The organism is Saccharicrinis fermentans DSM 9555 = JCM 21142 (assembly GCF_000517085.1).
GTDB lineage: Bacteria > Bacteroidota > Bacteroidia > Bacteroidales > Marinilabiliaceae > Saccharicrinis > Saccharicrinis fermentans.
The window spans coordinates 1,295,946-1,307,589 of sequence record NZ_KI912107.1; the positions used below are offsets into that span (position 1 = coordinate 1,295,946).

9 protein-coding genes are annotated in these 11,644 nt (G+C 33.8%); all 9 read left to right on the forward strand.

The genetic code is table 11. The features are described from left to right. Positions 1-60: 60 nt before the first annotated feature. The 9 genes from CYTFE_RS29310 (at position 61) to CYTFE_RS0105370 (ending at position 11,635) form a co-directional block, all read left to right on the forward strand. Positions 61-234: a helix-turn-helix transcriptional regulator gene (locus CYTFE_RS29310; protein WP_081735914.1), complete on the forward strand. Its 174-nt coding sequence runs from the start codon at positions 61-63 to the stop codon at positions 232-234. Between the two features lie 3 nt (positions 235-237). Continuing rightward, a complete protein-coding gene (locus CYTFE_RS0105335; protein ID WP_027470971.1) occupies positions 238-843 on the forward strand; it encodes a BrxA family protein in 606 nt (201 codons plus the stop codon). Then, a complete protein-coding gene (locus tag CYTFE_RS0105340; RefSeq protein WP_044213866.1) occupies positions 843-1,421 on the forward strand; it encodes a DUF1788 domain-containing protein in 579 nt (192 codons plus the stop codon). The genes CYTFE_RS0105335 and CYTFE_RS0105340 overlap by 1 nt, the downstream gene beginning before the upstream one ends. A 2-nt stretch (positions 1,422-1,423) precedes the next feature. Continuing rightward, positions 1,424-4,942 (forward strand): BREX system P-loop protein BrxC, encoded by a 3,519-nt coding sequence (gene brxC, locus CYTFE_RS0105345; protein ID WP_027470973.1) that lies wholly within the window; start codon positions 1,424-1,426, stop codon positions 4,940-4,942. 8 nt (positions 4,943-4,950) lie between these two features. Then, positions 4,951-5,223 (forward strand): hypothetical protein, encoded by a 273-nt coding sequence (locus CYTFE_RS0105350; protein ID WP_027470974.1) that lies wholly within the window; start codon positions 4,951-4,953, stop codon positions 5,221-5,223. Between the two features lie 174 nt (positions 5,224-5,397). After that, a complete protein-coding gene (locus tag CYTFE_RS0105355) occupies positions 5,398-7,440 on the forward strand; it encodes a DUF3696 domain-containing protein (RefSeq protein WP_027470975.1) in 2,043 nt (680 codons plus the stop codon). A gap of 2 nt (positions 7,441-7,442) precedes the next feature. After that, positions 7,443-8,489, forward strand: a complete 1,047-nt coding sequence (locus CYTFE_RS0105360) for a hypothetical protein (RefSeq protein WP_027470976.1) — start codon at positions 7,443-7,445, stop codon at positions 8,487-8,489. 18 nt (positions 8,490-8,507) lie between these two features. Next, positions 8,508-10,616: an AAA family ATPase gene (locus CYTFE_RS0105365; RefSeq protein ID WP_027470977.1), complete on the forward strand. Its 2,109-nt coding sequence runs from the start codon at positions 8,508-8,510 to the stop codon at positions 10,614-10,616. Next, positions 10,616-11,635 (forward strand): hypothetical protein, encoded by a 1,020-nt coding sequence (locus tag CYTFE_RS0105370; RefSeq protein WP_027470978.1) that lies wholly within the window; start codon positions 10,616-10,618, stop codon positions 11,633-11,635. Before CYTFE_RS0105365 ends, CYTFE_RS0105370 begins: the two co-directional genes overlap by 1 nt. Positions 11,636-11,644 lie beyond the last annotated feature (9 nt).

Genomic DNA, 11,644 nt, shown 5'->3' on the forward strand with positions numbered 1-11,644 from the left:
ATACGAATTAAATAATAATTTTGTGTCAGTAAAACTTTAATTTATATTAAAGAGTAACTGATGAAAGAATTGTTGAAAGCAAAGGGGATCAAGCAAAAGTGGCTAGCTCAAAAGATAGGGGTTAGCGAGGTGACTGTAAGTAATTGGGTTAAGGAAAAAAGTTTTCCCAGCAATAAGCACCTGGAGAAATTAAGCCAATTACTAGATGTACCCATTAAAGAGTTGAAGCATTAGACCATGGAGGATGTAATAAAATACGATTTTTCATTTACAGCCTCATCTTTGCGGCGAAATGACATGGTGATGGTGGCGAAGAATTTAATTGGTAGAGAGAAACTGAATTTGGAGCAGGAATTAGGAAGAGGGAAAGGCGCTACCGGAAAGAGGATTTTACGAGAATGCAATAAAAGAATAGCAAAACTCACCCATGAACAGATTGATTTGCTGATTGATGGAGATCTGATAACTCAAAACCACATGGCCTTTTTGGCGATATGTAAACTGCACTCTTTTATTAGAGACTTTGTGGTGGATGTGGTTAGAGAGAAACTTTTGGTATATGATTATGGGTTGACTGAAGGAGAGTATATTTCCTTTTATCGTAGAAAAGCAGAGTTGCATAGTGAAATGGAAAGCTTAAAAGAATCAACACAGAGGAAGATTAAGCAGGTTACTTTTAAAATACTTGAGCAAGCAGGGCTTATTGATGGAGTGAAGACAAAAGTCATTCAAGCCCAGATACTCGACCATAAAGTATGCAGAACCATTGTAAGTGATGATAAAGAATGGCTTAAAGTGTTTTTATTAACCGATCAGGATATAAACAGTTGGACAGAATACTAATGAAAGATATATCAGAAAAATTCGACCATTTATATAAAGTTATTTCATCTAAAAGTTTTTTAAACAAAGAAGCATTAGGTGGTGAAATTCCTTTTTTTATTTCGGCATATGATGCAAAAAAAGAGTTGCTAGTGGATGAATCAATAAAGTTATTGATAAATAAGCTAGATACATCAGGTGTGCCGGTATTGGAACTGAATTTGTATGAATTAGTATGTGAAATACTGGAAAACAAAGGAGGTGTTGAACGAATGTTTAAGGTTGAGAAATTAAAATCGAAAGAAAAATTTTTAAGAGCACTACAATCTTCTTTAAATATTCATCAAGTACTTATGCCCTTAATTCAACGTAAAATAGAACAGGCAAATGCTCATGTTTACTTTTTAACAGGTATTGGCAAAGTGTTTCCTTTTATACGTTCGCATAATGTTTTAAATAATCTGCAAAATATAGCCAAAGAAGCCCCGACGGTTGCTTTTTTCCCTGGAGACTACAATGGGCATACCTTAAATTTGTTTGGGTTATTGAAGGATGATAATTACTACCGAGCATTTAATATTGAAAAAATAGAAGCCTAGCCATGAATATAAAGTCATTTTTTGAGAAGGATATCAATAGAAATATTGAAACAGTTATTAAAGCTGATGATAGAGCGCATATCTCTGACGAAGTAGCAGAATATGTTATTACCCATGAAATAGCGAAGAAAATAAGAGATTTTTTTCAGTCGTATAATGATTATGCTGGAGCCAATGGTGTATGGATATCTGGTTTTTTTGGTAGTGGTAAGTCGCACTTATTAAAGATTTTATCCTATGTTTTAGAGAATAAGTCTTTTAATGGCTACAAGAGTGGCGAATTATTTGCTGAGAAGATTGAAGATGATGAGATGTTAAAAGGAGATGTGATGGCGGCCACTCGTATTCCCTCAGAATCTATTCTTTTTAACATAGACCAGCAGGCACAGATTACTGCCAAGTCGGATGAGAATGCAATACTATCGGTATTTTATAAAGTGTTTTTTGATCACTTGGGATATTATGGTTTTCAGACCCATGTAGCAGAATTTGAGATGTGGGTAGATAAACAAGGGCATTTTGAGACTTTTAAAAGTAAGTTTGCTGAAAAACATAAAAGCCCTTGGGAGGAAGCTCGCTTAGACTATTTTGATCCTTTGGTGACAGATGCCATTGCGGAAGTATTAGGCGAACTAAATAATACGGATGCATCGAAATATGAAAATATATTAGAAGGACTGGAAGACAGGCAAAAACAATCGATAGAAGACTTTTGCTTGCGCGTGCATGATTATATTAAAACAAAACCTAAAGGTTTCCGATTAAACTTTTTTGTGGATGAGGTAGGGCAATATATCAGCGATAATACCAAGTTGATGTTAAACTTGCAAACTATAGCAGAAACGTTAGCTACCAGAACCAAGGGGTGCTCGTGGATATTGGTTACTTCGCAGGAGGATATGGAGAAAGTAGTAGGAGATATGAGTAAAAGTCAACAGAATGACTTCTCCAGGATTCAGGCTCGCTTTAAGCTTAAAGTACCTTTAACTTCAGCTAACGTAGATGAGGTGATTGAGAAAAGGTTGTTAAAGAAAAATGACAATGCGCAGAAACGATTGGTGTCTTCTTATAAAGAAGAGAAGGCCCATTTGGATACTCTTTTATCGTTTTCAGATGCAGGTGTGCAATTTAAAGGATATAAAGAAGATACGGATTTCAGTCATAAATACCCTTTTGTACCTTATCAGTTCGATCTTTTTCAGCATTGTCGCAGAGCCTTATCTACGCATAATGCTTTTCAGGGAAAACATGCTTCTGTGGGAGAACGTTCGATGCTGGGGGTATTTCAGCAAGTGATTCAAAGTATTGAAGAGAGAGATGACAGGGCCTTAGTTAGTTTTGACAAGATGTATGAAGGGGTTCGTAACGAACTGCGTGGAGAAATACAAAGTTCAGTTATATTGGCTGAGCGTAATCTGGATAATCGTTTTGCAGTGCAGGTGTTAAAAGCGTTATTTCTGGTAAAATACTTCGCTAATTTTAAAACCACACGGCGAAATATATCCGTTTTGATGATTGATGATATCAATGTTGACCTTAAAAAACATGAGCGCAATATCGAAGAGGCACTCAATACGCTTGAGAATCAAAGTTATGTGCAGCGTAATGGGGATATATATGAGTTTTTAACTGATGATGAAAAAGATGTAGAGGAAGAAATTAAAAGTACGGATATTGATGAGCAAGCAGTAACCGATTTGTTAAAAGCGATATTTTTTGATGAGATTATCCGTGACAATAAAATAAAATTTCTGGACAATAAACAGGATTACGATTTCACTAATAAGATTGATGGTTCTATTCTGGGTAGAGAAAAAGAATTGGAAATAGAAATCATAACACCGAATTATGTTGATTACGATAAATTAGACATTATAAAAGCACAAACCATGGGTAGTGCTTCCATGAAAATGATTTTACCATTGGATGCGGTTTTTATGAAAGACCTGAAGATGTATTTACGTACGCACAAATATGTGAAGCAAAGTCAGTCTACCACAAATCGACCAGAGGTAAAAAGAATATTACAAGACAAAGGACAACAGAATGCGGATCGTCGTCGCAATTTATTGTTGATTGCCAACAAACTGATGGCTACTTCTACAGTTATTATGAACGGCCAAAAACATGAGATGGGTCAAAATACTGAAGGTAAGACCCGTGTAGTGAATGCTTTTCAGGATCTGATAAAAATAGTTTATTCTAATTTACGGATGCTGGGTAGTGTGCAATATAGTGAAGACACCATTAAACAAGTTATCAGAGACAAGCAAGATGCTCTTTTTGGAGCAGATGATAAGTCCATGTCTGAAGCTGAATCAGAAATAATAAATCTTATTAAACGGCGCAAGAAACAATCGGACAGGACATCGCTGAACGATTTAAAAACACATTTTTTGCGCAAACCATACGGCTGGTATCCCAATGCTATTTGGACGATAAGCGCAAAACTATACAAACGAGGTAAGCTAGAATTAAAGCAAGATACCAATTTGTTAGATGACGATAGAGTATTAAATGCTTTGCTTAATAGTGCCTATCATGCCAATACATTGCTTGAACCACAGGCTACTTTTGATGTAGCTATGGTGAAAAAACTGAAACAGACGTATGCGGATGCTTTTGATGAAAACTGTGCGCTAACGGAGGCTAAAGATGTGGCCAATGCTTTTAAAGAGAGACTGAAAGAGATGCAGGTGGAACTCGGTAAATTATTGGCGAAGAGAAATAGTTATCCTTTTATTAGTGGCTTAAGTGATTTTAATGAAAAGTTATATCGTTGGAGCACGAAAGAATACAGCTATTACCTTACAAATATAAGTGATTTTGAAGATGACTTGCTAGACACAAAAGAAGACTTGTTGGATCCGATCAAACGATTTATGAATGGAGATCAGGTACAAATATACGATGCTATACATGCGCTATTAAATGGCGATCGCTCTAATTTAGATTATATTGAAGGGAATGAATTTAAAACTCTTGAAAATTTATTGGCTCACCCTAAGCCTTATACTGGCAATTTAATCAGAGAAGCCAAGGCAGCCAAAGAGGAGTTAAGTAAAAAAGTATTAAATCTTATTGAGGAAGAAAAAACTTCAGCCATTGCAACAGTAGAGAAGACCATTAAAGTTTTACAAAGCAAGGATGAGTATAAAAACTTAGAATCAGGCAAACAAAATATAATTGTAAGGCCCTTGCAGGATGAAATGCAGAAGTTGCATAATCAAAAGTATATTGCCATTATACGTGATATCAAGCATAAGGTAAAAGATAGACTTTTGGAGCAACAGCTCAACGAAATGATTCGTTTATCCACACCGATAAAAGAAGAGGCTGCTAAAAAAGATGGTGCGCCTGTGGTACACGACCCGATTCCGCATTACATCAGAAAGAGTGCGGTGAAAGTAAATTTTAGCAAAACAGAATTACGATCAGAAACGGATGTGCAGGAGTATATAGAAGCCTATAAAAAGGCCTTGTTAAAAGAAATAAAAAATAACAGACGTATTTCGCTATAGTTATTATCATGACGCAAGAGGAACTTATACCTATATTATCGGATACGATAGATTCTAAGTTATTTAGAATGGTGAAGATGGCAGAGAATGCCGGTTTTGGATTTGATAAGATAGAAAGCAATTGGCAAGACTATAACCAGATGGCACCAGAATACGATTTGGCTTTTGACTCTACCATTGTAAAACTCACTTTATCTGCTGACAAAGTGAGTTTCGAGAAGACTGAGTACGGAATAGGTTCGGATAAAAACGATAAAGAATTCGGCTTAGGTTCGGCTTAGGTTCGGAATAAATGGGGAGATACTTGGGAGAAAAAACAACAACAGTTAGGAGAAAACTTAGGAGAAACATTAGCTAAGGTATTTTTTGAAATACAAAAAGATTCCAATGTTACTACTGCAAAGTTGAGTCAACTAATTGGTAAATCATAAGCCCTTACAATAAAAATAGCAAACATGATAAATAAAATAGGTATTCAGAATTTTAGAATATTTCAGAATCTTCAAAGCTTTAATTTGGATAAAATAAATATTCTAACCGGAACAAATGGAGTTGGTAAAAGTACTTTTAAAAATGGATTTCGCCTTTTAAAAGAAGTACTTGCATTTGATAAAAAACAACGTTTAATTTCTTTCAATAATCTTAATTTAAGTCCAGAACAGAAGCTTATTTTCGGTTCGTTTAAAGCAAATATCAGTTATGAAAGTATCTCAAAAGGGTTCAAGTTTAGTTTTGGTTTTAACCATACCATATTTGGGGATTTGACGGCTGATTTGCAGTTAGATATTCATGATTTTGAGCAAGATACATTACTACCAACTCAATTATCATTTTATAAACAAGACCAGTTATTAGCTGATTTTATTAATGAATATGATTATAGGGAAGAGAATGGTTTCTGGGGGGTAAATCAATCATCTATAGAACATATAATACCACGGATTCACGAGGCTTTAATAGCATATAAAGATCTTATGCACGAACAAGAAGGTTTGTGCCTTTTAGATAAGAAACTCACAGAAAATGAAATTCTCACTACTAAGGAAACGGCATTGTATGAAAAGTATTTAGCAATGGGCTATGTTTTTAATGCTTTTAATATTGATGAGGAAAAGCATAAAATAGCTACAGGCTATGGTGATGATAAGATAAAAGACCAACGTCCTTCCACTATTTTATCGCCTGATGGAAATTATTTTGAACCCATTGATAATCGATCTAACTTTTTAGACGATGACTTCACAGATGTTAGTGGATTATTATTTAACACAACCTTATTAACACTAGTAATCAAAGCAAATACTTTAGAGGTTTTAAATAATAATAAGTACAAAATACTTTATGAGGAATTGTTAAAAGAAAATGTTAAAACCGTAGAAGATTTTAAATCCTTGTATAAGGATTTTGAAAAAGAAGTTTTATATATTCTTTTTAAGGAATTGTTACCTGGTATTTCTACAAGTTTCTTGGAATTATTGAGCCCTTGTAAAAATATACCTTCAGCCCCCATAGATGGCGATATAAAGAATCCTATTTTTAAAGCTTTGCTAGAAGCAGGAGATCTTGATTGGAAATGTACTTATCGTAAAGTATTGGGAGCTGAAGAAGAAGAGGAGATTAGCAATGTCGGTAAAAATAAATACAATCAGAGTAAAGACAATAAGTCTACGCACTCCAAAGATGAAGAAGATTTTCGTTTTCATAAGACCCTAAGGTATTTAACTGATATTTATAAATCCATTGCTCTTGAGTTTAGTAGGCAATTATACAGCTTGCTTGATAAAAGTATTTTCGCTCATAGTGACTTATCATTTTCCAATAATTATTTTCTGCCTGATATAAATAAGGATAAAAACCCATTTCTACTATTTGGATCTGAATATTTAGATGAATTTCATTATGAAAGTTCAAACACAATTAAATTTATCAATAAATGGTTAAAAGAATTTGACATTGCTGATGAGATTGAAATAAAACCCATTATTGCAGGAGATGAAAAAATAGGAATAACCTACTTCTTAAAAGTCAATGATAAAGAACGCCCTTTAATAAATTATGGCCGCGGAATTAATCAATTTGTTTGTAATTTATTGGCATTTTGTACCAATAGAGTGAATGTTGAATACTCGCATAATACAGTTTTTCTTGAAGAACCAGAAGTAAATCTTCATCCTAGTTTCCAAAGTAAATTAGCTGAAATGGTAACGGATGCTACACAAAAATTTAATTGCTCTGTAGTTATCGAAACTCACTCTGAGTACTTTATTCGTAAATTCCAGTACTTGGTGGCTAGCCCTGAATATCCAGTGAGAGCAGATGATGTTTCCATCTCTTACCTTTATCATCCTGATAAAATACCCCAGGGTAAAAAGCAAGTGGAGAAATTAATTATTGAAGAAGATGGTGGTTTAGATGGGGAGTTTGGTAAAGGATTTTTCGATGAAGCATCAAATTGGAAGAGAGAACTGATGCGTTTAAAACACGCCCAAAAAAATTAATTATGGAGGTATATATCGATAAAAATTTCATTAAGAATTATTGGGCTGTGGATGCTGACGATGCTATTATTTCCTCATTTTGTGATGATTTTCTCAAGCATGCCAATAGGTATACCCTTATTACCAATTATGCTTCGGAAGAAGAGATTGATGAAGATGCTGAGGGACAGTTATTCATCTATGATATTGTTCAGGAACAAAATCCAGCAGACATTGTGTATTTGCAAAACCTACTTGACGAAGATTGCCTCTCATCCTGCTTAAATAATGGAGGTTGCAAACTACTCTTCATCGAGTGCGATGAACAAAGAGCTATGGATTTGGAACATAAATATGGCTATCGGGTCATAACTTCTGCAACCCTAAGAACAAAGTGGAGCGAATACATTAAATACAATGATGTAGAAAAAACCATTGTTTTACCTGTAGACGAAGCAGACGATGAAATATTCAATAGCTGGAGTGATTTGAAATTTATTGGTGCTTTTCCCACTAATTCAATAGTAATAGCCGATAAATATATTTTATCTGATAAATCACAGGGTCGACTAAAAGACAACCTTTTGCCAATGCTTGAGCAGCTGATACCTATTGATTATCAAGGCGATCTTTCCATCGCTATATTGGCAGAAAGTATATTAACAAAAGAAAAGGGTACCGACAAAGAAAGAGCCATTAAAATACATAGCTTGCTAAAGAGCCATTTTGTAAAGTATAAGCATCTAAAAATAAAATTCACGATACTAAAATTTGATCAATATTTTAACTCAGGTAAACAACCTAAGATCCACGACAGACATATCTATACCAACTACTTTACCGTGAAATGTGGAATCGGTTTTGATCTTTTTAATAAAACAAAACGGAAGGTTGGAGATTCTGAAGTGAGTATCCGTTTCAATTTCCAACCCAGACAGATGAAGACGCTGCCTGTTAAGCTCAATGGTTTAAAGGTATATGTTAATAATATGAAGAATATGAATAAAATGGATGTTTTTAAAATGTATCCAGAGGATATGGGTAAATTCGATTGCCCACTATTAAACTAATACTTAGAAATAGCAAACATGATTAATAAAATAGGCATTCAGAATTTTCGTGTTTTTAAGGATTTACACGAGTTTGAATTAAAACCATACACTCTATTAACAGGTACTAATAATAGTGGTAAGAGTGCATTACAGAAGATTCTATTCTTATTGAAAAAGAGTGTTGTTAAAAACTACGATATAACATCATTTGATCAACTTAAATTTGATTCAGAGGTGATGGGTACTATTGAAGATTATTTTAAAAATTTAAATTATCAAAATACAAATAATCAATTAGTACTCACATTTTCGGTAAGTGATGAAAAAGGTGAGTCTATCGATTATAAGCTGGTATATGAGCCTTCTATTGAAAATAATATCCATCTAAAAGAAGCTGAAATATATAAGGATAACGAAAAAGTTATGTGGTTCGATAAAATACCATTTGAACAATATATTGAAGAAAATAAATGGCTTAACAGTGAGGTGAAATCAGATGCGTTTAAAAATAAGTATGTATGGCGAATAAATCCAGATACTGATCCTGAAAAGTTGCCTTTATATATTTATAATACCCTTTTACAACAAAAGAAAGAGGAGATTAGACAGTATTATATAGCCAGAATTGACCAGATGTCGGATATTGGTGAATACTCAGAAAAACAAGAGATGTGGAAAGATAAATTAGAGAAAGAGGGTTTTTCTTTTTCTGATGAAAGAGCTCATGAGTTAGTTAAGCCAATTTTAGATAAAAATAGAGATCTTGCACCTACAGACTTTCGTTATGTTTGGGATAATAAGCTAAATGCGCCATGGCAATTTGATAGACAATTGAAGCAGGCATGTAATGCTTTTTACGATTTAAACGATGAGATTTTAATACCCAGTAAATTGAGCCAGGTGGTATTAAAAACAGAAAACTTTTTTGAAGCTAGTTTTACCGATACTAAATTGAAGAAACTACGAGAAACATTGATTAAGAATGAAATATTTACCAGAGAGGCGTTTTTGAATAGCTATAAGGATTTTGAATTAGCCTTGATATATTTAGTGGCTTACCAGCAGAAATCCATAACACAGCGCTTGATTTATGGTAGTAATAAAGAGGACTATTTACTTATTCAAAAAGAATTGGAGTTTGTTGAGTTTTTTAAATACCATGCTACACGCAATAATGTGAATGAACTTTTAAATAGGGCATTGATTACTAAAAATGCAATTGTTAACATTTTATTAAGTGAAGACTATCGTTTATTATTTAAAAATGATAGTAAAACAAATAGGAAGAGTTTTTTAAGAGTTTATAATGAACATTCGCCTATCAAAAACACCAACTCCCCTACCAATCAGAAGGAAGAAATAAAGAATTTAGGGGATATATGCGACAGGATACAAGAAGCTGTATTAGAACCCATAGCACTATTGGGTAAATCATTAAAAAATGATATTACTACCATACGTTTTGGAATGCACGAAACAGCTCTAAAGCGTTTGTTTTTTTATGCTGATAGAAATAGTCACAACAGTATCTATTATGATTTTGCAAAAACGATACTTGGAGATAATAAGTCAGAGCATTCTAATTTAAAGTTTGTAAACCAATGGCTTGCTCATTTCGAAATAGGAGAAGCTTTGGTGATAAAACCTATTGTAATAGAAAATAGTGAAGTAGGGATAAGTTATAATATTCTTAATGATAACAAAGAGTATTCTGTGGGTGATTATGGACTTGGTGTAAACATGCTACTGTTATTGTTGATCAGGATTGTAGAGGCAAAGGAGAATGCTATATTGATGCTTGAAGAACCAGAAAGTAATTTACATCCTGCTTTTCAAAGCAAATTGGCAGAACTATTGGCCGATGCTCATGAGCATTATCATATTCGTTTTGTAGTAGAAACTCACTCAGAATATTTGATTCGTAAATTCCAATATCTGGTGGCTAGCCCTAAATATTCAGTGAAAGCAGATGATGTTTCCATCTCTTACCTTTATCATCCTGATAAAATACCCCAGGGTAAAAAACAAGTGGAGAAATTGGAAATAAGACCAGATGGGATATTAAAGCAAGATTTTGGAGAAGGATTTTTTGATGAGAATGCACGTTTAACAATGGATTTATTAAAGCTGCAAAATCAGAACTAATGCATACTATTTTACACGGTAAGATATTTTCAGCTTTTATAGCTAAACAACCAGAGCGAATACCTTTGGGGACTGAATATGATAATGCACGATGGAATAGCTTTTGGGAGTTTTTTAAATCAAAAACTGACCTAACAGTATATCAGACAAATAAGTTGAGTGATGCCGAAAATGTCATGTTAACTCAGTTGAGTACAGGAAGAGGAGAAACCAAGATAAAGTATGAAGATAAGCCATTTACTTGTTATAAAAATAAAGTAAAATGTGAAGAGCCTTTAACCTTTTATTGTATAGAGGAAGATAGTGATAATAATAAAAAAAAGTACAGGGATAAAAATGGCTACCTTTTTGCTTTTAAAGATGATTTATTAACCACCTGGGAGAAATTAAGCCTTTTGCCTTTAAAATTAAAACATCCTGTACGTAAAAGTATTGAACAGGGACTTAATGGCTTTAACACATGGACAAAGCTCTCCGATTACCTGACGCCTTTCACTGATGTAGTATTGATAGATAACTATATTTTAAATGATGTCAGCTTAATTCCTTCCAATCTGGAAAAGATTATGCTAGAGCTGGATAAAGCAACTCAGGTGAAGTATCGTTTTACCGTTTTTACCTTCGAAGGAGGACGTGATAAACTCAATGGACAGGTTGCCTTTGATAGTTTAGTGGAGATTAAACAGCGTTTGCAGTTAAAATGTGATATTGAGCTGATACTTGCTAACCGAGCAGTTAAAGAACACGACAGGGGTATTTTTACCAATTATCTATGCATTCGTTCGGGTGACTCATTTAATTATTTCAATTCAAGAGGTGAGATAATTACACATGGCACTGATATTAGTTTTGGTTCTATGGCCGATACAGACGAGCGGAGCGCAGCTATGATTTTGCTTGCAGAAGTAGCCTCCAAAATAGATGAGATAAAAGAAAAGAACAGTGACATGGTTTTTGGAGAATGTAAAAACCTGCTATTAAATAAGGCTAAAAACCAACAACTAACCCCTAAATACTAACAACTATAA